The following is a 22,770-nucleotide window of genomic DNA, read 5'->3' on the forward strand; positions in this document are numbered from 1 at the left end:
CATCTAGCATATGCATAAAAACTTTCGGTCTGAGGGAATGGTCGAGCTATTTGCTGGCGATTCCGTGAGCTTTGATGTTACTAAAGACGGAAAAGGGCCCCAGGCAGTTAATATAATCAAAGTCTGAACTAGAAAAAAACGCCTGCAAGCGAACATTACACCCAAATTCCCAGTGCAAAAAAAGCCCCGAACCAGTCGGGGCTTTTTTCATTCAGCGTTTACCCATCAGGCTTGATCAGCCAAGCGCCACGTGGTTCCACCTTTGCCGTCTTCCAACACCACCCCCATCGCGGTCAGTTGGTCACGGATACGGTCGGATTCCGCCCAGTCCTTGTTGGCACGCGCAGCCAGACGCGCTTGAATCAGCGCATCCACCTGGGCCGCATCTACACGCCCTTCGGCGCCGGCCTGCAGGAAGTCGTCGGCTTGCATCTGCAGCACGCCGAGTACGCTGGCCAGCTCTTTCAGGCGCGCAGCAAGCCCGGCCGCTGCATCGATGTCAGTCTCACGCAGGCGGTTGATCTCACGCACCATTTCGAACAGTACGGCGCACGCTTCCGGTGTGCCGAAGTCGTCGTTCATCACTTCGGTAAACCGCGCGACAAACCCCTCGCCACCGGCAGGTGCCACGGCGGGCAAGCCTTTCAACGCATGGTAGAACCGCTCCAGGGCGCCTTTGGCGTCCTTGAGGTTGTCTTCCGAGTAGTTGATCGCGCTGCGGTAGTGGCTCGACACCAACAGGTAACGCACCACTTCCGGGTGGTACTTTTCGAGCACGTCGCGAATGGTGAAGAAGTTGTTCAAGGACTTGGACATCTTCTCGCCATTGATGCGGATCATGCCGCAGTGCATCCAGGCATTGGCGTAGGTCTTGCCGGTGGCGGCTTCGCTTTGCGCGATTTCGTTTTCGTGGTGCGGGAACTCAAGGTCGCTGCCGCCGCCATGAATGTCGAAGGTCTCGCCCAGGCAGCAGGTGGACATCACCGAGCATTCGATGTGCCAGCCCGGACGCCCGGCGCCCCATGGCGACGCCCAGCTCGGCTCGCCGGGCTTGGTGGCTTTCCACAGCACGAAGTCGAGCGGGTCTTGCTTGGCTTCGTCAACTTCGATGCGCGCGCCGATGCGCAGGTCTTCGATTTTCTTGCGCGACAGCTTGCCGTACCCCATGAACTTGGCGACGCGGTAGTACACGTCACCATTGCCCGGCGCGTAGGCGTAACCCTTGTCGATCAGGGTTTGAATCATCGCGTGCATGCCGGGAATGTGGTCCGTGGCGCGCGGTTCCATGTCCGGCTTGAGGATATTAAGGCGCGCCTCGTCCTCATGCATGGCGGCGATCATGCGCTCGGTCAGCACGTCGAACGACTCGCCGTTTTCATTGGCGCGGTTGATGATCTTGTCGTCGATGTCGGTGATGTTGCGCACGTACGTCAAGTCATAGCCGCTGAAACGCAACCAGCGGGTCACCAGATCGAAGGCAACCATGCTGCGGCCGTGGCCGATGTGGCAATAGTCGTACACGGTCATGCCGCACACGTACATGCGCACCTTGTTGCCATCCAGCGGCTTGAAGACTTCTTTGGTCTTGCTGAGTGTGTTGTAGATCGTTAGCACAACGGCTTCCTTAGAGAATCACTGGCCCCACGAATCACGCAAGGTCACGGTACGGTTGAATACCGGAGCACCAGGTTTGGAGTCCTTGATATCTGCGCAGAAGTAACCTTCGCGCTCGAACTGAAAACGGTCTTCCGGCTGTGCGTCGGCCAACGATGGCTCGGCGCGACAACCCGTGAGTACTTGCAGGGAGTCAGGGTTGATGTTGTCGAGGAAACTGGCGCTGTCTTCGGCCTTCTCCGGGTTCGGCGAACGGAACAGGCGATCGTACAAGCGCACTTCGCATTCGATGCTGGCAGCGGCCGGCACCCAGTGGACCACGCCCTTGACCTTGCGGCCTTCCGGGTTCTTGCCCAGGGTGTCCGGGTCGTACGAGCAGCGCAGCTCGACGATGTTGCCGTCGGCGTCCTTGATGGCTTCGTCGGCACGGATCACGTAACTGCCGCGCAGGCGCACTTCGCCGTTCGGCTCCAGGCGCTTGTAGCCCTTTGGCGGTTCTTCCATGAAGTCATCGCGGTCGATGTAGATTTCACGGGCGAACGGCAGCTTGCGCACGCCGAGTTCTTCTTTCTGCGGATGACGCGGCAGTTCGAGGTTCTCGACCTGGTCTTCCGGATAATTGGTGATCACCACCTTCAACGGGCGCAGCACGCACATGGCGCGCGGAGCGTTCGCGTCGAGGTCCTGGCGGATGCTGAATTCGAGCATGCCGAAGTCAACCACGCCGTCGGAACGGTTGGTGCCGACCATGTCGCAGAAGTTGCGGATCGACGCCGGGGTGTAGCCACGACGGCGGAAGCCCGACAGCGTCGACATGCGCGGGTCGTCCCAGCCATGCACGTGTTTTTCATCAACCAGTTGCTTGAGCTTGCGCTTGCTGGTGATGGTGTAGTTCAGGTTGAGGCGGCTGAACTCGTACTGGCGCGGGTGCGCCGGTACCGGCAGGCTGTCGAGGAACCATTCATACAGCGGGCGATGGCTTTCGAACTCCAGGGTGCAGATCGAGTGGGTGATGCCTTCAATGGCGTCCGACTGACCGTGGGTGAAATCGTAGTTCGGGTAAATGCACCACTTGTCACCGGTCTGGTGGTGGTGAGCATGGCGGATGCGGTACATGATCGGGTCGCGCAGGTTCATGTTCGGCGAGGCCATGTCGATCTTGGCACGCAGCACACGGGCGCCATCGGCGAACTCACCGGCGCGCATGCGGGCGAACCAGTCGAGGTTCTCTTCAACCGAACGGTCGCGGAACGGGCTGTTTTTACCTGGCTCGGTCAGCGTGCCACGGTATTCCTTGGCTTGCTCCGGGCTCAGGTCGTCGACGTAGGCCTTGCCGGCCTTGATCAGCTCGACGGCCCAGTCGAACAACTGGTCAAAATATTTGGACGCATAGCGCACTTCACCGGACCATTCAAAACCCAGCCACTTGATGTCGCTTTCGATGGCGTCGATGTATTCCTGGTCTTCCTTGGCCGGGTTGGTGTCGTCGAAACGCAGGTGCGTAACGCCACCGAACTCCTGGGCCAGGCCGAAGTTCACACAGATCGACTTGGCGTGACCGATGTGCAGGTAGCCGTTAGGCTCTGGCGGGAAACGGGTGACGATCTGCGTGTGCTTGCCCGAATCCAGGTCCGCCTGGATGATCGGGCGCAGGAAATTGACCGGGACGGCAGGTCCGGCCTTGGCATTCGAGGTAGGGTCGACAGTGGGCTTGCTCATAGGATCCTTGAACAGACGAAGTACTTGGCCAGACCAGAGGTGGGGGCCGATAAAACAAAGGGCTTATCATAGCCGAAGCGGTCAAGCCGCTGACAGAGCGAGGCCAAAAACTGCTGCATTTAATGCATCGGCGGTAAAAAACCACCTCGAAATTCCTGTCGGGCACGCTAAACTGCGCGACTTGGCCTACGTTTAGCCAAACAGGTGCGGCGCCCTGGCGTCCAAACCCACGAATTCCCTGAAAAGAGTAGTGAACATGACTCAAGTCAAACTGACCACCAACCACGGTGACATCGTCATCGAGCTGAACGCCGAGAAAGCGCCGATCACCGTCGCCAACTTCATCGAATACGTGAATGCCGGCCACTACGAAAACACTGTTTTCCACCGCGTCATTCCTAACTTCATGGTCCAGGGCGGCGGTTTTGAGCCAGGCATGAAAGAAAAGAAAGACAAGCGCCCAAGCATTCAGAACGAAGCGGACAACGGCCTTTCCAACGAGAAATACACCGTCGCCATGGCCCGTACCATGGAGCCGCATTCGGCCTCCGCACAGTTCTTCATCAACGTGGCCGACAACGCTTTCCTCAACCACAGCGGCAAGAACGTGCAGGGTTGGGGTTATGCCGTGTTCGGTAAAGTGACCGAAGGCACAGACGTTGTCGACAAAATCAAAGGCGTGTCCACCACGTCCAAGTCCGGCCACCAGGATGTCCCGGCAGAAGACGTAATCATCGAGAAAGCCGAGATCGTTGGGTGATATTGCTGATTTCAGATTTGCATCTGGAAGAGGAGCGCCCGGACATCACCCGGGCGTTTCTGGATCTACTCCACGGCCGCGCCCGAGGCGCCCAGGCGTTGTACATTCTGGGGGACTTCTTTGAAGCCTGGATCGGCGACGATGGGATGACGCCTTTCCAGCGTTCCATCAGCCAGGCGTTGCGCGAGCTGAGCGACAGCGGCACCCCGATTTTTATCATGCATGGCAACCGGGATTTCCTGATCGGCAAGGCGTTCTGCAAAGCTGCAGGTGCTACCTTGCTCAAGGACCCGAGTGTCGTGCAGTTATACGGCGAGCCTGTGCTGTTGATGCACGGCGACAGCCTCTGCACCCGCGATGTGGGTTATATGAAACTGCGGCGCATCCTGCGTAACCCGCTGCTGCTGTTTATCCTGCGTCACTTGCCGCTGCGTACCCGGCACAGACTGGCGCGCAAGCTCCGCAGTGAAAGCCGCGCGCAGGTGCGCATGAAAGCCAACGACATTGTTGATGTAACGCCCGAGGAAGTACCGCGGGTGATGCAGCAATTTGGCGTGCGCACGCTGGTGCACGGCCATACGCACCGCCCGGCCATTCATAAGTTGCAGATTGGCGAGCAGGCGGCCAAGCGCATTGTGCTGGGTGACTGGGACAAGCAGGGCTGGGCGCTGCAAGTGGATGAGCAAGGGTTTCAGCTGGCGGCGTTTGAGTTTGTGAACCCGCAGTTGGCGCTGCCTGGCGCTGTGTAGTGCCGACCCGATCTGCCAAGCCCGCGCTTATCAAACTACAAATAACCTTTTGTTTTTGCTATTAAAATTTATTTAGGTTTAATGAGGTCAAACTGTGGGAGGGGGCTTGCTCCCGATAGCGGTGTGTCAGTCAACTCATGTATCAACTGTAAAACTGCTATCGGGAGCAAGCCCCATCCCACACAAAGCAAAAAAAGCATGTCTGCTGTGCCTGCAAACCCGCCTTTGATCGGCTTCAACCACCCATCGAGTAAAGCCGTTAGTGCCCGGAAGCCTCCGGCCCTGCCTTGGCCCCAAATGGCGGCTTCGCCAGCCACACCAACAGCATCAAGCCCATAAACATCCACCCCAGCAACGTGAAGTAATCCACGGTAGACATCATGTACGCCTGGCTGCTGAGAATCTGGTCCAGTTGCGCATACGCCGTGTGCCCTGCCCCGCCCAACGCATTCAGCGCGTCGCGGGTCGCCGAGTCATAGGTGGTGATGTTCTCGCTCATGTACGCATGGTGCTGGTTTGCTCGGCGAATCCAGATCCAGGTCGTCAGCGACGCCGCGAAGCTACCGCCCAGCGTACGCAAGAAGGTCGCAAGACCTGCGCCATCGGCAATCTGGCTGGGCGGCAAGTCGGACATCAGGATGGTCAGGGTCGGCATAAAGAACAGCGCCACACCGATGCCCATGAACAGCTGCACCATGGCGATGTGCTGGAAGTCCACTTCATTGGTGAACCCAGCCCGCATAAAGCAGCTCAAGCCAATCGCCAGAAACGCCAGGCCCGCCAGCAGACGCAGGTCGAACTTGTGCGCATATTTGCCCACAAACGGCGACATCAACACCGGCAGAATCCCGATCGGTGCGACCGCCAGGCCCGCCCACGTCGCGGTGTAACCCATCTGCGTTTGCAGCCATTGCGGCAGGATCAGGTTGATACCGAAAAAGCCCGCATACCCCAGCACCAGCACCACGGTGCCGATGCGAAAGTTACGGTAAGCGAATAGCCGCAGGTTAACCACCGGGTGTTTATCGGTCATTTCCCAGATCACAAACACCGCCAGGGCAATCGCCGAGATTGCCGCGCCGATGATGATGAAGTTGGACTCGAACCAGTCCAGGTCGTTGCCCTTGTCGAGGATAATCTGCAAGGCGCCGACGCCGACGATCAGGCTGAGCAGACCGACATAGTCCATCGGCTGGTAACTGGTGACCACGGGGCGTTTCTTCAATTGCGAACGCACCACCATTACCGCGAAGACGCCGATCGGCACGTTGATAAAGAAGATCCACGGCCAGCTATAGCTGTCGGTGATCCAGCCGCCGAGGATGGGGCCGGCAATCGGCGCCACCACCGTGACCATCGCCAATAACGCCAGGGCCATGCCGCGCCTCGCTGGCGGGTACACCGCGATCAGCAAGGTCTGGCTCATCGGGTACAACGGCCCCGCGACCAAGCCTTGCAGCACCCGAAAACCGATCAGCTCCGGCATCGAGGTGGAAATACCACAGAGAAACGAGGCCACCACAAACAGCAGGGTCGCCCACAAAAACAGCTTCACTTCGCCAAAACGCCGGGCTAACCAGCCGGTCAGTGGCAAGGCAATGGCGTTGCTCACCGCAAATGAGGTGATCACCCAAGTGCCTTGCTCCGAACTCACGCCCAGGTTGCCGGAAATAGTCGGCAACGCCACGTTGGCGATGGTGGTGTCGAGCACCTGCATGAAAGTCGCCAGCGACAGGCCAATAGTGGCCATCAGCAGGCTCGGCGGCGTGAAAGAGGCCTTACTGTCCATTAGCGTTGCGCAGCCTTGGGCGCGGCGAGGCTGTTGTCATGGATCAACTGATTGATCATGGCGTCGGCTTCGCCCAATTGGCGCTCATACACATTGGTGGTGAACGTGGCTTTTTGCGGCGGCTGTTGCGCCAGTACCGGGCCGCTCTGGTCGTGCAGGTCGACGCTGACCAAGGTGCTCAAGCCCACACGCAGCGGGTGTTTGGCCAGTTCTTCTGGGTTGATATGGATGCGCACCGGTACGCGTTGCACAATCTTGATCCAGTTACCCGTGGCGTTCTGCGCCGGCAGCAGCGCAAAGGCACTGCCGGTACCGGCGCCAAGGCTGTCGACGGTGCCGCTGAACTTAACGTCGCTGCCGTAGATATCCGACTCGATGTCCACGGGCTGGCCGATCCGCATGTCGCGCAGCTGGGTTTCCTTGAAGTTGGCGTCGATCCACAGCTGGTTCAGCGGGATCACCGCCATCAGCGCCGTGCCCGGCTGCACACGCTGGCCCAGTTGCACGGTACGCTTGGCCACGTAGCCGGTGACCGGCGCGATCAAGGTGCTACGCGCATTGGCGAGGTACGCCTGGCGCAATTGCGCGGCGGCGGTTTGCACATCCGGGTGGGACGAAATCACCGTGTCGTCGACCAACGCATTGCTGGTTTTCAGCTGTTGCTCAAGGTTGGTCAATGCGTTCTTGGCCGCCGTCAGGCTGTCGCGTGCATGCGACAATTCTTCTTGGGAAATTGCGCCGCCCTGAGCCAGGGTTTTACGCCGATTGAAGTTGTCCTGGGCGGTTTGCACGTCGGCTTTCTGGGCGTTGACCTGGGCTTTCATGCCATCGACGTTGCTGTACAAGCCGCGCACCTGGCGCACGGTGCGAGCCAGGTTGGCCTGGGCACTTTGCAGGCCAACAGCGGCATCATTCGGGTCGAACTTGATCAGCACCTGGCCTTCGTGGACCAGGTCGCCATCGTCAGCGCCAATGCTGACCACGGTGCCGGTGACCAGCGGGGTGATTTCCACCACGTTGCCATTCACGTAGGCATCGTCGGTGCTTTCGTAGAAGCGCCCGTAAAGCTCATACCAGCCCCACACGGCGGCAGCGGCGAGCATCACGACCAGCGCCAGGCCAATCAGCATAATTTTGCGTTTGCGTGGGTTGCTGTCTGTTTTGGGTTGCTCTTCAGGTTGCTCTGTTGCGTTATTGCTGTCGGCAGTGGCCATTACAAATACCTCAAATTATTCCGTGCGGGTGGCGGGGCTGGTCGTGGTCGCGGCCACGTTATCGGCGTTAAATCCGCCACCCAGGGCTTGCATGAGTTGAATCGAAAGATCTATCTGCGCGGCATTCAGACTCGCGAGTTGGCGCTGGGCCTGCAGCAATTGCTGCTCAATGCTGAGCACGTCCAGGTAATTGCCGATGCCAGAGCTGTAACGCTGAACACCGGTGTCGTAGGACTGCTGGGCAATGTCTGCAGCATGTTGTTGCGCCTGGATCTGCCGACCGGTTTCGCGCAACTGCACCAGGCCGTTACCAATATCGCCCAAGGCTTGCACCAGGGTTTTGTTGTACTGCGCCACGGCCAAGTCGTAGTCCGCGTCGCGCGCATCAAGGTCGGCGCGCAGGCGGCCACCATCGAAGATCGGCAACGAGATCGTCGGCGCAATGCTGAAGAAACGGCTGGCCGAACCAAACATTGCATCCCCCAACAACGACTCGGCCCCGGCGCTCGCGCTCAGGTTGAGGTTAGGGTAGAAGCGGGTTTTGCTCGCGGCGATGTTCTTGCTCGCCGCCTCGACACGCCAGCGCGCGGCGATCAGGTCCGGGCGTCGGCCCAGCAGCTCGGCGGGCAGTACCGAAGGCACCGCAACCGCGCTGGGCTGCAGCACATTTGGACGCTTCAGTTCACCGCCGCGGTCGGGGCCTTTACCGAGCAATACCGCCAGCGCGATCTTGGCGCTTTGCAGTTGTTTTTCCGCGTCGATCAGTTGCGACTGGGAGCTGGCTTCGAGGCTTTCGGTTTGCTGGTACTGGTACTGGCTGTCGATGCCGGAGCTGAGGCGGCGCTTGCTCAGGTCAAGCATCTGACGCGTGCGTTTAAGGTCGTCATTGGCCAGGTCACGCACGATATGCGCCTCGCCCAAATCGCTGTAAGCCTTGGCCACGTTGGCGGCCAGGGTCAGCCGCGCGGTTTGCTGATCGACCTCGGCGGCGCGCGCCTGGCCCAAGGCAGCTTCCCACGCGGCCCGCTGGCCACCCCACAGGTCGAAGTTGTAATTGAAACTGGCGCCGATGTTACGCACGGTCGCGTAGGCATCGCCCTGCCCTCGCGGGTCCTGGTCCTTGGCCAAGCGCGAACGGCTGACGCCGCCGCTGGCGTCCAGGCTCGGCATGCGCTCGGCATTCGCGGCATAGGCGGCGGCTTCGGCCTGATGCGCACGGGCACTGGCCACTTGCATGTCGGGGCTGTTTTGCAATGGTTCCTGGATCAGCCCATCGAGCTGCGGGTCGCCGAGGCTTTTCCACCAGTCGGCGCTCGGCCAGGCGGCACTCGACAGGGTTACGCCGCTGAGCGATTTACCGGTTTGCAGGGTATTGGCGTCGAGGCGTTTGCCTTGAGTATCGAGGCCGCCGAAGTTGGCGCAACCGGCAACGCTCATGGCCACCAGCACCAGGCAAAGGTTACGTGTGTTCATTGTTTACCTACCCGCTGGATGACGATGGCGTCACCGGCAGCTACCAGAATTTTCGTGAGGATGGCTTCCAGCGTCTGTAATTCGCCGGGCTCCAGTGCACCGGCCAGCTCGTTCATCGACTGGGCACCGATGTTCGGCAGCATGTCGGCCAGGCGCTGGCCGTCTTCGGTGAGTACCAGCTGTACCTGACGCCGATCCTGCTCGGAACGCTTGCGCGCCAGCAGGCCCTTTTGCTCCAGGCGATCGAGCATGCGGGTCATGGAACCGCTGTCCAGCGACAAGTTGCGGCACAGCTCGGCGGGCGTGTTGATGTCAAACTGGGCAATGATGATCAACACCTTGAACTGCGCGGCAGTCACGCCGTGCGGCTCCATATGGGTGTCGATAATGCGGTCCTTGAGCAGCGCCGCACGGCCCAGCAGCAGCCCGAGATGGCAGTTGCGAAGGCTGTCAGGGGTGAAGTGTTTCATCGAAAGCCACCTTATTACTGCCTAGGCAGTGAATGTGTGACGAGATGTTACTGCTTAGGCAGCGAATGTGAAAGAAAATAATTAGCTAGCTTGCTAATTTTACGACGGGAGGGTTGGAAGGCAGTTAAATAGGGGGCGGGCTTGTGTGGCGAGCAAGCCCGCTCGCCACAACATGCCGCGTCCCTATTTAGAAATCGCGTTTGTAGAAAATATCCAGCGAACTGGCCACACCACTGGCCACTTCCAGGTACACCTTCTTGCTCAACAGATAACGCAACGCGATGGTGCTGGCCGGCTCAAACACGCCGACCCCATAACGCAGGCTGAGCTTGTCGGTAATCTTGCCGCTGGCCACCACCGCCGTGGTGGTGCCGCTGCCTTGCGTGTCGAGGTCGAAATCGCGCAGGCCCAGCTTGGCTGCAATATCCGACGTCACCCCGGAGCTGCCCATCAGGCCAAGGCCCAACGCCGCTTGGGCAAGTACGTTGTTGTCTTCACCGCTGGTGCTCAGCGGACGGCCAAGCACCAGGTAAGACAGCGCCTGCTCCTGGCTCATGGCCGGTTCCGAAAAGATCTGCGTGGTCGGCTGTTCAGCGCTGCCGCTCAGGCGGATACCGGCAGTGACGTCGTCGGTTTTGCGCACCGCTTCAATATCCAGGTAAGGCTGGTCGAGCGGGCCGGCAAACAGCAGCCGCGCACGGCGCACATCCAGGCGCTGGCCGTAGGCGCGATAACGCCCGTCGTTGAGCCACAGCTCGCCACGGGTGTCGAGGTTGTCGCCGATGTGCACATGGCCCTGCACTTTGGCGGTCAGGCCGAAGCCTGCGAAGTTGAGGGTGTCTTCGCCCACCACCACGTCGATATCCATGGCCATGGCCATCGGCGGCTTGCCCTCTTCGGTCTGGCTGCCGACGATCACCGTGTCATCCGAGACCTTGACCGTCGACGGCGGCAGTTCGCGCACGGTGATGTCACCGCGCGGGATCTGGACCTTGCCGGCAATCGCCAATTTGTCGTTCTTCAGGCTGATTTTCAGGTCGGGCGCCACTTCCAGCACGGCATACGGCTCTACCGTGACCGGCAGTTGCGAGCCTTGCAGGCTCAAATCCACGACCAGCGCCTGGCCCCAGTCGATCTGCCCCTTGAGGCTGCCCTGCCCGGCTTTGCCACTGTGCCAGACGCCGTTCAATTGCACGCTTTCACCGGCGATCAACGCCTGCACATTCAAGCCTTCCAGACTCATCGGCAATTCAGGCCCGGAGACCTCGCCGCCGACCAGGTTCACGCTGCCGTTGACCTGCGGCGCCAGCAAGCCACCGGAGATGCGACCGCTGCCGTTGAGCCTGCCGTTGAGCTTATCGACCATCGGCACAAATGGCCGCGCGACGGCGAGGTCGAGGCCGTTGAGGCTGAAATCGCCGCTGATCGGCTTGTCTTTCGGCAGCGGGTTGATCTGCGCCTGCACGCGCAATTCGCCGAGCTTGCCGCCGCGAAAATTAAGCAGGGTGTCGATGCGCTTGGGGTTCAGGGTGGCTTCCAGCTTCAACGTGTCGTAGGGGAAATCCAGCCACTGGTCCTTGTCTTTGACGCGTAAGGTACCGCCGCCGGCATCCACCGAGACCACGCCTTTAGGGCCACTGTCGGGCAGGTCGAGCTGCACGTCGGCGTTGAGTTTGCCTTGCCACGCGAAGTCTTTGGGCAACCATGCCGCCAAGCTGTCGATGGGGAATTGCTTGAGGTGGTAACGCAACTTCGGCTCGGGCATCAGCCGCTGGTCCTCACCACACAAGCTGGCGGTGCCTGAGACCCAGCAGTGCGCGGCAAAGGTCAGTTTGCCGTCAGCCAGCCGTTCAATTTTCGCCGGAGCCTGCAGCTTCCAGTCCTGGCCACCGGCTTGCACATCACCACTGGCCAGGCGCCCGCGCCAGTTGCCTTGGTCGAGGTTGCCATCGGCGCCCAGCGCCAGTTTGACCAGCGGGCCAGCCAGGTTTAGCTGCACTTGCTGACGCTTGATGTCGCCTTGAGCGTTGGCGGTCAAGGTACCCAGTTGGGTATCGCCGGCCTGGATACCGCTGCCTTTCAGGTCGATCTTCGCGCGCTGGGCATTGTCGAGCGCGGCGTCGAGGCTGAGGTTTTGCAACTGGTTGTCGGCAAACGCCAGTTGCTGACCTTTGAGGCTGAGTGTGCCTTGCGGCGCCTTCAACGTACCGGCCACATCGACCCGTCCATTGATTTGCCCGCGCAGTTGCGGCCACAGCTGAGCCAGCCGCGCCAGCTTGATGTCGATCTTCCCGGCCAGGCGTTGCTGCAAGCTGCCACTGCCGTAGATGCGGTTGTCGCCCAAGCGAATATCCAGGTTGCCCAGGGTCCATTGCTCGCCCGCGCCTTCAGCTTTGGCCGCCAGCACGGCAGTTTGCCCGCGCAAGCGGCCCTTGAGGTCGAGGTCGGCATTCAGCGTGAGCTGTTGATTTTTGAACTCGCCCTTGCTGCGCAGCGGGCCAGCGAGGGTGCCGGGCAATTCGCCAACCCAGTACGCCGGGTTCAGCGCCGAGAGGTCCAAGGCGGTGTCCCAGGCAATGCCGTCGGCAAATTGCAGGTTCAAATGGCCTTCGGCCTTACCTTGACCAGCGGTCAGTTTCAGCTCAGGCAGGAAGATTTGTTTGAGGTCGCCGCTGAACGGCGTGACCACCGTGAACGTGCCGGCCGGGCCGTCGAGGTGGGCGTTGAGGTTGCCGAGGTAGTTGCCGTCTTTGTAGGAAACCTCACCGTTAAAGGTGCGCAACGCGACTTGCGGCTCGTCAATTAATGGATAGAGGCGATGCCAGGGGAAATCCAGCCAATCGATTTTGGCGTCGGCACTGAAGCCTTGCTGCCAGTCCAGTTGCGCGCTGAGTGTGAGGCGCTGGTTGTCGCCGGCATTCAGGTCCAGGCCTGCGATCTGCGCGCCCTTGGCGTCGACCTTGCCTTGCAATAGCAACTCTACCGGGCCTTTTTCGGCGGGTAACACGGCCTTGCCCAACAGTTGATAGCCATTGCTCAGGTCGCCCTTGGCGGTGAGGTCCAATTGGTTCAGTTGCAGGGTGTCGGGTAAATCGGCGCTGGGCTTGAAGCCATCGGCGGTGATGTGCAGTTGCGCGGGCAGGTTTTCTACCAGCGGTTGCAGCTCGCCGCTGAGCTTGGCGGGCAAGTAGCCGCTGCTGTCGGCGTCGAGTTTGAGGGTGTTGAGCAGGTCGCCGTCGACCTTGAGGGCGACTTTCCAGGGCGCGCCGCCGGGAGCGTATGGCAGGCTCAGGTTGCCGGTCGCCGTCAACGGCCAATCGCCGCTCGGTTGCAGCAAGCCGCTGAGGTCCAGCACCAAATCGTCGCGTTGCAGGTGCACCGAGTCGATCTGCATACCCGCAGCCGTCCAGTGCGCCGCCAGTTGCAAGCCCTTGAGTTGTTCGCTGCCATTAAACAGCAGGCTACCGACGCGAACGTCGCCTAACTGGATCGCCACCGGCAGTTTAAGGTCCGGCAGTTTCAGCGGCCCGCTGCTTTCTTCGGTGCTCGGTGGAAATTGCAGGGTGACCTGTTCCACCTCCAACTGATTGATGCACACGGTCATGCGCAGCAGGCACGCCGGCGACCATTCAAGCGTTGGCGCATTCAGCTCGACCCGGCTGCTGCCTTGCTGCCACAGCAGATGATCGGCGCTCCACCGGCCACCCAAATGGCCCTGGAAATTCTCCACGCTTAAACCCGGCACTTGGCCCAAGGCCCAGCGGCTGCCAGCCTGCGTACCGAGCACGGCCCACAGCACCAACAGCAGCACGGCGAGCACAGCCACGATGGCCAGCCCGGCTATTTTCAAACCACGTATCACAGCTCAGGCCCCATCGAAAAGTGCAAACGAATGCCGCCCGGATCTTCCAGCGCATGCGCCAGGTCGAGGCGAATCGGCCCCACCGGGGAGACCCAGCGTACGCCGACGCCGACACCGGTTTTAAGGCTGGGCATGTCAAGGTTATTGAAGGAGTTACCCTGGTCGATAAACGTCGCGATGCGCCATTTTTCGGCGATTGAATATTGGTACTCGGCGCTCAGCGCAACCATGTAACGCCCACCGATGCGGTCACCGCGGTCGTTCTCTGGCGACAGGGTCTGATACTCATAACCGCGCACACTTTGGTCACCACCGGCAAAGAAGCGCAGTGACGGCGGCACGGACTGGTAACCATTGGTGGCGCTGCCGCCGAACTGTGCACGGCCCAGAAAACGGTGGTTATCCCACAAGGTGGTCAAGCCCTTGATGGTGGCCGTGCCGTAAATCAGGTTGGTGTCGGAGCCGAGGCCTTCCTTGGCGACCTTGGCATCGAACATCAGGCGATAGCCATTGTGCGGGTCGATGCGGTTGTCGCTGCGCAGGTAGGAATAATTGATCCCCGGCATCACCAGGTTACTCAGGCCTGAGTCATTGCCCAGCCGATACTCTTCGCGCTGGTATTTGAGCGAGATCACCCGTGTCCAACCGCTGGGCAATTTGCTGTGCCATTCCGGCCCGAGGGTGAGCAATTTACTCAGCGCGTCGGTATTGGCGATTTCTTCATTCTGGTAGCCGCCGGCGAAGCGCAGCTTATCGGTGAGCGGTGGGTCCAGCGGCACGTCGTACCACAGGCCAACGTTCTGTCGCGGCGCCGAGAGTTCGGCTTCCCAGCCATAACTGTGGCCTTGGGGGTTGACCCAGTGGCGGGTCCAGTTGGCTTTGCCGCGCGGGCCAACGTCGGTCGAATAACCGAGGCCCAGGCCCATGGTGCGTGGCTTGCGGGTTTCGAGTTGCACGGCCACCGGAATCACATCGTTGGCCGCAGCGGCGGGGGCGGCGTCTACGCGTACGCCCTCGAAAAAGCCGCTGGTTTGCAGGTTTTGATTGAGTTCGGCGATCAATTCGGAATCGTAGGGCGTGCCACTTTTGAACGGCACCATGCGTTGCAGCAGGTCTTCGTCAAACGGCGTGTCGCCGGTAAAGCTGACCTTGCCCATGGTGTAGCGTGGGCCGCTGTCGTAAACAAGTTCGATGTCGGCAACGCCGGCTTGCGGGTCAACTGAAAGCTTCTGGCGGGTAAAGCGCCCATTGAAAAAGCCGTAACGCGAGGCCTGGTTCTGAATCAGACGCTTGGCATCTTCGTAACGGCCATGGTTGAGCACGGCGCCGGAGACAAGGTCGTCGCTGTCGGGCAGGCGAAAAGCCTTGAGGCTCGCGGCCTGGCCGTCGACCCGAATGGTCACGTTGCGCAAATGCACCGGCTCGCCGGGATCGATGGTCAGGATCAGGCGCGGGTTCTTGCCGCCCTTGACCTCACTGGCGATTTGCGGCTGATAGAAACCCAAGGCCTGCGCCGCCTTGCGCGCCTGCTCTTCGGCGCCACGGCTGAAGCGCAGCAGGGCTTCTTCATCGCGATCGCCTACCCCGCCGATATAGCCTTCAATGTTGGCTTTCAACGCGTCGTTTGAAGGCTTGATGCGCACGTCCAATTCGCTTTGCGCCAATGCGCCGCAGCTTGTGAACAGCAGAATCAAGCCGCTGGTAAATCTTCCTGGAAACTTCATAGGCGCGAATGCTACACGAGCTGGAGAGAAACTTAGAACTCAGACAATTCTGAAAAATTCAGCGTTAAGCCTTTGCAGCCGGTAATACCTGAGGATTGGGATGGAAAAACACATGCTCCAGGATAGGTCCTACAGCAACTTCGCCGATTTCCTCATAGCCCTGGCGTTTGCAGAAGTCCAGGTAGCGTGAATTGCCGGTATCGAGCACTACACCGGATGAGTGCGGGTCTTCGGCGCACCAATTGTGCACGGCGGTGAGTAGCTGCTCGCCATAGTGTTCGCCCTGAAATTGCGGATGAATACCCAACAGCGGCAGCCTGTGCACCGACGCGTCAGGCACGCATGCCAGCACCGCGTGGTGGTAGTCCAGATAACGCCGCGTGCCGCGTACGCCGGTGCTCAGCCACATGCGGATTTGCCAGGCCCAACTCTCGGTAATGCCCAGGCGACGCTGCGGTGGCGCGATTAAAGCGATGCCGATCAGCCGATCATTGACGAACAAACCGATGGCGGGCAGTTTTTGAAAAAAGTGCTGCTTGACCAGTTCGCGCACGGTAGCGCGTACGCGTTGCTCATAACCCGGGTGTTCGGCTTCAAAGAGGTAGGCGAAGGTCGGATCATGCCGGTAGGCCTGGTACAGCAGTGAGCGCGCCTCGCGGGAATAGCCGCTGTTAAGCAGGCGAATTTCGGCAACGGCAGTCGAAGTCTCAGGCATACAATCAATCTCTTTGGGCGCCACTCAAAAGATGGCGTTCTTATGGGTACGAACTTGTACGGCGCAAGTCGTTCCCAGACATTAGCAGTGCATCCCGTCTGCCGCCATGCTGGCCCCCGTTTGACTTGTCGGCTAGCATCGACGTTTTGCCAGACTGGACTGCCGACCATGAAAATCGTCTCCTTCAATATCAACGGGCTGCGCGCCCGCCCCCATCAGCTGGCGGCGCTGATTGAAAAACATCAACCGGACGTGATTGGCCTGCAGGAAACCAAGGTTCACGATGACCAGTTCCCGTTGGCCGACGTGCAAGCGCTGGGTTATCACGTGTATTACCACGGGCAAAAAGGCCACTACGGCGTGGCCATGCTTTCGCGCAAAGAAGCGCTGAGCGTGCACAAAGGTTTTGCCAGCGATGCAGAAGACGCCCAGCGCCGCTTTATCTGGGGCACCTTTGCCGATGAGCACGGCAACCCGGTGACGGTGATGAACGGCTATTTCCCTCAAGGCGAAAGCCGCGACCACCCCACCAAGTTCCCGGCCAAGCAGCGCTTCTACGAAGATTTGCAACAATTGCTGGAAAGCCAGTTCAGCAATGACCAGCCGTTGGTGGTGATGGGCGACGTGAATATTTCGCCGGAAGACATCGACATCGGCATCGGCGCCGACAACGCCAAGCGCTGGCTGAAAACCGGCAAGTGCAGTTTTTTGCCGGAAGAACGCGAGTGGATGGCGCGCCTGAAAAACTGGGGCCTGGTGGACAGCTTCCGTCACCTCAACCCGCAGGTGAGCGACCGCTTCAGTTGGTTCGACTACCGCAGCCGTGGTTTTGAAGACGAGCCCAAGCGCGGGCTGCGGATTGACGTGATCCTGGCGTCCAACGGCTTGCTGCCGAGGGTCAAGGACGCGGGCGTGGATTACGATTTGCGCGGCTTGGAGAAGCCGTCTGACCATGCGCCGATCTGGCTGGAATTGAGCTGACCATCGAGTTGGGTGTGTAGCTTGGGTAACGGCGAGCCGCGCTTTTGTGGGAGCGGGCTTGCTCGCGATGCAGGCACCTCGGACCATCAGGCATACCGGGTTGAGGCCATCGCGAGCAAGCCCGCTCCCACAGAAAAGCGCTTTTGATCCAAAACAACCCGATTTGTTATGCCTCAGTCACATCACTGAAATGCAACTGACTTAATCTCCCGGCACTCCCTTTGGCTTGAGAAGGTGCCGGCATGATGCTGCGCGTTCTGTTCCTGGCAATTTGCTGCGCCTTGCCGCCCTGCGCCGCTGCTGCGCCCCTGCCCGTTCCCGATCAAGGCCCGGCGTTACGCATCCAGGGCTCCAACACCATTGGCGCAGCACTCGGCCCTGCCCTGGCCAAGGGGTTGATGGAACATCAGGGTTTACAGGGCGTGCACAGCGAACCCGCCGAGGGCGCCAATGAACAGCGCGTGATCGGCACAACTCGCCAGGGCAAAACCGTCACCATCGACGTCGCCGCCCACGGCTCCAGCACCGGGTTTACCGCGCTGAAAAATGCCACTGCCGACTTGGCCGCCGCATCCCGCCCGATCAAGGACAGCGAGCTGGTGGACCTCGAACCCCTCGGCGACCTTAAGAGCCCCGAGGCCGAACAAGTCATCGCCATCGACGGGCTGGCAATCATCCTCAACCCGCGCAACCCGTTGAACACCCTGAACACCGAGCAACTGGCGCAGATCTTCAACGGTGAGGTCAGCACGTGGGAGGCGTTGGGCGGTGTCGGCGGGCCGATTCAGCTGTATGCACGCGATGATCAATCCGGCACCTACGACACTTTCAAGGAGCTGGTACTGAGCCGACGCGGCAAGCCCCTCGCGGCCTCAGCCAAGCGTTTCGAGTCCAGCGAGGCATTGTCCGATGCTGTGAGCCATGACCCGCACGGCATCGGTTTTATCGGCCTGCCCTATGTTCGCCAGGCCAAGGCGGTGGCGATTGTCGACGGCGACTCGCAACCGATGCTGCCGCTGAATAGCCTGATCGCCACCGAGGATTACCCGCTGTCACGACGGCTGTTCTTCTACCTGCCGCCGTCAAGTCACAACCTGTGGGCCAAGGCGCTGGTGGACTTTACCCAGAGCCGCAAGGGCCAGGCGATTGTGGCCGCCAACGGGTTTATCGCGCAGCACGTGCAGGCGATTGGCGTGGAGCCGCGCCCTTCAATGCCCGAGGACTACCAAGCGATCGCACGTGACGCGCAGCGCTTGACCGTGAATTTTCGCTTTGAGGAAGGCAGTGCCAGCCTGGACAATAAGGCGCGCCAGGATTTGCAACGGGTGGTGGCTTATCTGAGAAGCCACGGCAAGCTCGACAAGCAGGTGACGCTGGTGGGGTTTGGCGATGCCAAGGACGACCCGCAGCGTGCGGCGTTGTTGTCGAAGTTGCGGGCGATGGCGGTGCGGCGCGAGTTGGTTAAAAACGCTGTGGTGCTGCGCGATATTCGGGGGTTCGGCGCGCAGATGCCGGTCGCCGCGAATACGGCGGACGAAGGCCGGATCAAGAATCGGCGGGTGGAGGTTTGGGTGTACTAAACCGTTGTGGCGAGCGCGCTCGCCACAGGTTTTTATTGCCCGCTGCGCAGCAGCTCTTTAGGCACGTACTTGCCGATCTCAAACTTGCCGATTGCCGCGCGGTGCACTTCGTCCGGGCCATCGGCCAGGCGCAGGGTGCGTTGCATGGCGTACATGTAGGCCAACGGGAAATCGTTGGAAACCCCGGCGCCGCCGTGCATCTGGATCGCGCGGTCGATCACCTTCAACGCCACGTTCGGCGCCACCACCTTTATCTGGGCAATTTCGCTTTTCGCGACTTTGTTGCCGACCGTGTCCATCATGTACGCCGCCTTCAAGGTCAACAGACGCGCCATGTCGATCTCCATCCGCGAGTCGGCAATCTTGTCGATGTTGCCGCCCAGCCGCGCCAGTGGTTTGCCGAACGCGGTACGGCTGACGGCGCGCTTGCACATCAATTCCAGTGCGCGTTCGGCCATGCCGATGGAGCGCATGCAGTGGTGAATACGACCCGGCCCAAGGCGGCCTTGGGCAATTTCAAAGCCGCGGCCGTCACCGAGCAACACGTTCTCATACGGCACGCGTACATTGTCGAACAGCACCTCGGCGTGGCCGTGGGGCGCATCGTCGTAGCCGAATACCGGTAACGGGCGCAAGATTTTCACACCGGGCGTGTCCACCGGCACCAGGATCATGGAGTGCTGTTGGTGACGCGGCGCGTCGGGGTTGCTCAGGCCCATAAAAATCAGGATTTTGCAGCGTGGGTCGCAGGCGCCGGAGGTCCACCATTTTTTGCCGTTGATCACCCATTCGTCGCCCTGGTGCTCGGCGCGGGCGGCCATGTTGGTGGCGTCCGAGGACGCCACGTCCGGCTCGGTCATGGCGAACGCCGAGCGGATCTCGCCGCGCAGCAGCGGTTCAAGCCAGCGTTGCTTCTGTTCTGCGTTGGCGTAACGCACCAGCACTTCCATGTTGCCGGTGTCGGGTGCGGAGCAGTTGAACGGCTCCGGGCCCAGCAAGGACCGGCCCATGATTTCCGCCAGCGGCGCATATTCAAGGTTGGAAAGGCCTGCGCCCAATTCGGATTCCGGCAGGAACAGGTTCCACAGGCCTTCGGCTTTGGCCCGCGCTTTGAGCTCTTCCATGATTGCGGTGGGCTGCCAGCGATCACCTTCGCTGACTTGGCGTTCAAACACCGTTTCGGCCGGGTAAACGTAAGCGTCCATGAACGCGGTGACGCGTTCACGCAGTTCCTGAACCTTGGACGAATAGGCGAAATCCATGAGCAGCTCCCTTCTTTGAGAGGTTGTTTAGGTCATGCAATCGATGCTAGAACAGCGCTGATAATTTACCTAACCTATTCTCGGCGTGTATTAACATTCATCACCGATATATGATCGGCGCATCAGCACCTTACAAATCGCCACCTGACAAATCGCCACCTAACAATAAGAGCGCAACGACATGAATCTGAGCAAGGTCGACCTCAACCTGTTTATCGTCTTCGACGCGATCTACACCGAAGCCAACCTGACCCGCGCCGGGCAGATTGTCGGCATCACCCAGCCTGCGGTGTCCAACGCGCTGGCGCGTCTTCGCGAAACCTTCAACGACCCGCTGTTCGTGCGCACCGCCCAAGGCATGGTGCCCACGCCGATGGCGCAGAACATCATCGGCCCGGTGCGTAACGCGTTGTCGTTGCTGCGCGTGTCGGTGCAGGAAAGCCGGATTTTTAACCCGCAACAAGCCGCCAAGACCTATCGCATCAGCATGACCGACCTTACCGAGGCGGTCATTTTGCCGCTGCTGTTCCAGCGCCTGCGCCGCCTGGCGCCGACCGTGGTGATCGAGAGTTTCCTCTCCAAACGCCGCGAAACCACCAAGGAACTGGCCGCCGGGCGCCTGGATTTTGCCGTGGATGCACCGCTCAACACCGACCCGCAAGTGCGCCACGTCAAGCTGATGGAAGACCGCTACGTGTGTGCCATGCGCAAGGGCCACCCAATGGCAGGCAAAGACAAATTCAGCCTGGATGATTACCTGTCGCTGACGCATATCCATATCTCCAGCCGCCGCAATGGCCTGGGCCACGTCGACCTGGCCTTGGGCAAGATGGGCATTCAGCGCAAGATCGCCCTGCGCTCGCAGCACTACCTGATGGCCTCGCAGGTGTTGCAGCAAACCGACATGGTCATGACGGTGCCCGAGCGTTTTGCCCGTCGCCATGAACTGCAGTGGTTCAACCTGCCGGTGAACGATGTGCCGCCGGTGGAAACCCATCTGTACTGGCACGAAAGCACCGACCAGGACCCGGCCAACCGCTGGATGCGTGAGCAGATGATCGAGTTGTGCCAGCAGGTGACGGCGCATGAAAAGAAGCTGGATAAACAGCAGGCTTGATGGCGCTGTGGCGTTTTTGCGGCTGCTTCGCCGCCCAACGGCAGAGTCAGTTCTTGACGTTAACGTCAACCAGCCACTAGCCTAACGCTCAAGACCTTCTTGAGCGTCAGCATGAGCACGACCTACAGCATCTCCGACCTCGCCCGCGAGCTCGACATCACTACCCGCGCCATTCGCTTTTATGAGGAACAAGGCCTGCTGGCCCCGGAGCGTCGGGGCCAGGAGCGCATTTATTCGGCGCGCGACAAGGTCAGCCTGAAGCTGATCCTGCGCGGCAAACGCATCGGGTTTTCCCTGGCCGAATGCCGCGAATTGATCGAACTCTACGACCCCTCCAGCGGCAACCACATCCAGCTCAACAGCATGCTGGTGAAGATCGCCGAGCGCCGTGAACAGCTTGAGCAACAACTGCTGGATATTGAACAGATGAAGCTGGAACTGGACACCGCCGAAGAGCGCTGCACCCAGGCCCTCGCGCACACCATGGGCCAGGTTGGCCCTTGATCAGAAGGTAAACGCCATGCCCCTCCCCACCCATGTACGCCTGGTAGAAGTCGGCCCACGCGACGGTTTGCAGAACGAAGCCCAGCCCATCAGCGTGGCCGACAAGGTCCAGTTGGTGGACGCGCTCAGCGCGGCGGGCTTGAGCTATATAGAAGTCGGCAGTTTTGTATCGCCCAAATGGGTGCCGCAGATGGCCGGCTCCGCCGAGGTATTTGCGCAGATCCAGCGCAAACCCGGTGTGACCTACGGTGCGCTGGCGCCGAACCTGCGCGGCTTTGAAGATGCGCTGGCGGCCGGCGTCAAGGAAGTCGCGGTGTTTGCGGCGGCGTCCGAGGCGTTTTCGCAGCGCAATATCAATTGTTCCATCAGCGAAAGCCTGGAGCGCTTTGCACCGATCATGGCCGCGGCCAGGCAGCACGGCATCAGCGTGCGCGGGTATGTGTCGTGCGTGCTGGGTTGCCCCTACGAAGGTGATGTTGCACCGGCACAAGTGGCCGCAGTCGCCCGCGAGCTGTTTGCCATGGGCTGCTATGAAGTGTCGTTGGGCGACACCATCGGCACCGGCACGGCGGGCGCTACGCGGCGGTTGTTCGAGGTGGTCGGCGCGCAGGTGCCACGCGACAAACTGGCGGGCCACTTCCACGACACGTATGGCCAGGCGATCGCAAATGTCTACGCCAGCCTGCTCGAAGGCATCCATGTGTTCGACAGCTCTATCGCGGGCCTTGGCGGCTGCCCCTATGCCAAGGGCGCTAGCGGTAACGTGGCCACCGAAGATGTGGTGTACCTGCTCAATGGCTTGGGTATCGATACCGGTATCGACCTGGAACTGTTGATTCGCGCGGGCCAGCAGATCAGCAATGTGCTGGGCAGGCCGACCGGATCGCGCGTGGCCAAAGCGCGTAACGCCGGTTGAGTAACGCGGCTGTGACAATGTGTTACCGCCCGCTTACCTGGCGAGTAACACGGGAACATATTTCCTGTATTTTTCCGCTGGCCATTTTTCGTGAAAAACACAACCTGTTGATTTTAAATGATTTTTTAAAGTTGGCACGGCTTCTGCTATCTCTATTGCATAACAAGAATAAAAAGCGCCAAACCTAATAAAAATAAGACGAAACGACTCTGACATAACAAAAACAACACGGCAGAGACGCAGCTAACAGATTTTTTTGGAGAAGATGTGCTTCGCAGGGTACGGCAGATGCCGAAACCCGCAACCGGATAGAGAAGAACA

At 60.2% G+C, this 22,770-nt stretch carries 18 protein-coding genes; 8 read left to right on the plus strand and 10 right to left on the minus strand.

What is annotated here, in order from left to right:
• Positions 1-10 precede the first annotated feature (10 nt).
• A complete protein-coding gene (locus ACOZK9_RS02380; RefSeq protein WP_082649106.1) occupies positions 11-127 on the plus strand; it encodes a cold shock domain-containing protein in 117 nt (38 codons plus the stop codon).
• 98 nt (positions 128-225) lie between these two features.
• Here the strand turns inward: ACOZK9_RS02380 and cysS are convergent, their stop codons facing one another.
• A complete protein-coding gene (gene cysS, locus ACOZK9_RS02385; RefSeq protein WP_172979913.1) occupies positions 226-1,614 on the minus strand; it encodes a cysteine--tRNA ligase in 1,389 nt (462 codons plus the stop codon).
• A gap of 18 nt (positions 1,615-1,632) precedes the next feature.
• Positions 1,633-3,333, minus strand: a complete 1,701-nt coding sequence (locus tag ACOZK9_RS02390; RefSeq protein ID WP_058415557.1) for a glutamine--tRNA ligase/YqeY domain fusion protein — start codon at positions 3,331-3,333, stop codon at positions 1,633-1,635.
• Positions 3,334-3,589: 256 nt separating this feature from the next.
• Here ACOZK9_RS02390 and ACOZK9_RS02395 point away from each other — a divergent pair, with 256 nt between their 5' ends.
• Both ACOZK9_RS02395 and lpxH read left to right on the plus strand, forming a co-directional pair.
• Positions 3,590-4,093 carry a peptidylprolyl isomerase gene (locus tag ACOZK9_RS02395; RefSeq protein ID WP_058415558.1) on the plus strand — a complete coding sequence of 168 codons (504 nt, stop codon included), beginning with the start codon at positions 3,590-3,592 and terminating at the stop codon, positions 4,091-4,093.
• Complete coding sequence (lpxH, locus tag ACOZK9_RS02400) at positions 4,090-4,842, plus strand: UDP-2,3-diacylglucosamine diphosphatase (protein WP_421555198.1); 753 nt, start codon at positions 4,090-4,092, stop codon at positions 4,840-4,842. The genes ACOZK9_RS02395 and lpxH overlap by 4 nt, the downstream gene beginning before the upstream one ends.
• A 259-nt stretch (positions 4,843-5,101) precedes the next feature.
• Here the strand turns inward: lpxH and ACOZK9_RS02405 are convergent, their stop codons facing one another.
• The 7 genes from ACOZK9_RS02405 to ACOZK9_RS02435 all read right to left on the minus strand — a co-directional run bounded on the left by ACOZK9_RS02405 (position 5,102) and on the right by ACOZK9_RS02435 (position 16,089).
• Positions 5,102-6,631, minus strand: coding sequence for a DHA2 family efflux MFS transporter permease subunit (locus ACOZK9_RS02405; RefSeq protein WP_058415560.1), 1,530 nt, complete (start codon positions 6,629-6,631; stop codon positions 5,102-5,104).
• Positions 6,631-7,845, minus strand: coding sequence for an HlyD family secretion protein (locus tag ACOZK9_RS02410; RefSeq protein WP_421555199.1), 1,215 nt, complete (start codon positions 7,843-7,845; stop codon positions 6,631-6,633). Before ACOZK9_RS02410 ends, ACOZK9_RS02405 begins: the two co-directional genes overlap by 1 nt.
• Before the next feature lie 15 nt (positions 7,846-7,860).
• Positions 7,861-9,318 carry an efflux transporter outer membrane subunit gene (locus ACOZK9_RS02415; RefSeq protein ID WP_421555200.1) on the minus strand — a complete coding sequence of 486 codons (1,458 nt, stop codon included), beginning with the start codon at positions 9,316-9,318 and terminating at the stop codon, positions 7,861-7,863.
• A complete protein-coding gene (locus ACOZK9_RS02420; RefSeq protein WP_152748114.1) occupies positions 9,315-9,788 on the minus strand; it encodes a MarR family winged helix-turn-helix transcriptional regulator in 474 nt (157 codons plus the stop codon). Before ACOZK9_RS02420 ends, ACOZK9_RS02415 begins: the two co-directional genes overlap by 4 nt.
• 187 nt (positions 9,789-9,975) lie before the next feature.
• Entirely contained in the window at positions 9,976-13,650 is a 3,675-nt protein-coding gene (locus ACOZK9_RS02425) for a translocation/assembly module TamB domain-containing protein (protein WP_421555201.1), read from the minus strand.
• Complete coding sequence (locus ACOZK9_RS02430) at positions 13,647-15,374, minus strand: autotransporter assembly complex protein TamA (protein WP_058415565.1); 1,728 nt, start codon at positions 15,372-15,374, stop codon at positions 13,647-13,649. Before ACOZK9_RS02430 ends, ACOZK9_RS02425 begins: the two co-directional genes overlap by 4 nt.
• 64 nt (positions 15,375-15,438) lie before the next feature.
• Positions 15,439-16,089 (minus strand): N-acetyltransferase, encoded by a 651-nt coding sequence (locus ACOZK9_RS02435; RefSeq protein ID WP_058415566.1) that lies wholly within the window; start codon positions 16,087-16,089, stop codon positions 15,439-15,441.
• A 168-nt stretch (positions 16,090-16,257) separates the two neighbouring features.
• On the opposite strand from ACOZK9_RS02435, the gene xthA reads away from it, so the two are divergent.
• A complete protein-coding gene (xthA, locus tag ACOZK9_RS02440) occupies positions 16,258-17,070 on the plus strand; it encodes an exodeoxyribonuclease III (protein WP_122249932.1) in 813 nt (270 codons plus the stop codon).
• Positions 17,071-17,312: 242 nt separating this feature from the next.
• Positions 17,313-18,650 carry a substrate-binding domain-containing protein gene (locus ACOZK9_RS02445; protein ID WP_421555202.1) on the plus strand — a complete coding sequence of 446 codons (1,338 nt, stop codon included), beginning with the start codon at positions 17,313-17,315 and terminating at the stop codon, positions 18,648-18,650.
• Positions 18,651-18,682: 32 nt separating this feature from the next.
• Here the strand turns inward: ACOZK9_RS02445 and ACOZK9_RS02450 are convergent, their stop codons facing one another.
• A complete protein-coding gene (locus ACOZK9_RS02450) occupies positions 18,683-19,912 on the minus strand; it encodes an acyl-CoA dehydrogenase (protein ID WP_421555203.1) in 1,230 nt (409 codons plus the stop codon).
• Positions 19,913-20,093: 181 nt separating this feature from the next.
• On the opposite strand from ACOZK9_RS02450, the gene ACOZK9_RS02455 reads away from it, so the two are divergent.
• The 3 genes from ACOZK9_RS02455 (at position 20,094) to ACOZK9_RS02465 (ending at position 22,449) form a co-directional block, all read left to right on the plus strand.
• On the plus strand, positions 20,094-21,029 hold the full coding sequence (locus ACOZK9_RS02455) for a LysR family transcriptional regulator (RefSeq protein WP_058415570.1): 936 nt from the start codon (positions 20,094-20,096) through the stop codon (positions 21,027-21,029).
• Positions 21,030-21,140: 111 nt separating this feature from the next.
• Positions 21,141-21,533, plus strand: a complete 393-nt coding sequence (locus ACOZK9_RS02460) for a MerR family transcriptional regulator (protein WP_058415571.1) — start codon at positions 21,141-21,143, stop codon at positions 21,531-21,533.
• 16 nt (positions 21,534-21,549) lie between these two features.
• Positions 21,550-22,449 carry a hydroxymethylglutaryl-CoA lyase gene (locus tag ACOZK9_RS02465; RefSeq protein ID WP_421555204.1) on the plus strand — a complete coding sequence of 300 codons (900 nt, stop codon included), beginning with the start codon at positions 21,550-21,552 and terminating at the stop codon, positions 22,447-22,449.
• Positions 22,450-22,770 lie beyond the last annotated feature (321 nt).

Origin of the sequence: Pseudomonas kitaguniensis, from assembly GCF_049199985.1 — a bacterium.
Classification (GTDB): Bacteria; Pseudomonadota; Gammaproteobacteria; order Pseudomonadales; family Pseudomonadaceae; genus Aquipseudomonas; species Aquipseudomonas kitaguniensis.

What these genes read in the sequence shown, in the direction of transcription:
- ACOZK9_RS02380 (WP_082649106.1), top strand. Translation starts at nt 11, where the DNA reads ATGCATAAAAACTTTCGGTCTGAGGGAATGGTCGAGCTATTTGCTGGC.
- ACOZK9_RS02390 (WP_058415557.1), bottom strand. Translation starts at nt 3,333, where the DNA reads ATGAGCAAGCCCACTGTCGACCCTACCTCGAATGCCAAGGCCGGACCT.
- ACOZK9_RS02395 (WP_058415558.1), top strand. Translation starts at nt 3,590, where the DNA reads ATGACTCAAGTCAAACTGACCACCAACCACGGTGACATCGTCATCGAG.
- ACOZK9_RS02405 (WP_058415560.1), bottom strand. Translation starts at nt 6,631, where the DNA reads ATGGACAGTAAGGCCTCTTTCACGCCGCCGAGCCTGCTGATGGCCACT.
- ACOZK9_RS02410 (WP_421555199.1), bottom strand. Translation starts at nt 7,845, where the DNA reads ATGGCCACTGCCGACAGCAATAACGCAACAGAGCAACCTGAAGAGCAA.
- ACOZK9_RS02415 (WP_421555200.1), bottom strand. Translation starts at nt 9,318, where the DNA reads ATGAACACACGTAACCTTTGCCTGGTGCTGGTGGCCATGAGCGTTGCC.
- ACOZK9_RS02420 (WP_152748114.1), bottom strand. Translation starts at nt 9,788, where the DNA reads ATGAAACACTTCACCCCTGACAGCCTTCGCAACTGCCATCTCGGGCTG.
- ACOZK9_RS02430 (WP_058415565.1), bottom strand. Translation starts at nt 15,374, where the DNA reads ATGAAGTTTCCAGGAAGATTTACCAGCGGCTTGATTCTGCTGTTCACA.
- ACOZK9_RS02435 (WP_058415566.1), bottom strand. Translation starts at nt 16,089, where the DNA reads ATGCCTGAGACTTCGACTGCCGTTGCCGAAATTCGCCTGCTTAACAGC.
- xthA (WP_122249932.1), top strand. Translation starts at nt 16,258, where the DNA reads ATGAAAATCGTCTCCTTCAATATCAACGGGCTGCGCGCCCGCCCCCAT.
- ACOZK9_RS02445 (WP_421555202.1), top strand. Translation starts at nt 17,313, where the DNA reads ATGATGCTGCGCGTTCTGTTCCTGGCAATTTGCTGCGCCTTGCCGCCC.
- ACOZK9_RS02450 (WP_421555203.1), bottom strand. Translation starts at nt 19,912, where the DNA reads ATGGATTTCGCCTATTCGTCCAAGGTTCAGGAACTGCGTGAACGCGTC.
- ACOZK9_RS02455 (WP_058415570.1), top strand. Translation starts at nt 20,094, where the DNA reads ATGAATCTGAGCAAGGTCGACCTCAACCTGTTTATCGTCTTCGACGCG.
- ACOZK9_RS02460 (WP_058415571.1), top strand. Translation starts at nt 21,141, where the DNA reads ATGAGCACGACCTACAGCATCTCCGACCTCGCCCGCGAGCTCGACATC.
- ACOZK9_RS02465 (WP_421555204.1), top strand. Translation starts at nt 21,550, where the DNA reads ATGCCCCTCCCCACCCATGTACGCCTGGTAGAAGTCGGCCCACGCGAC.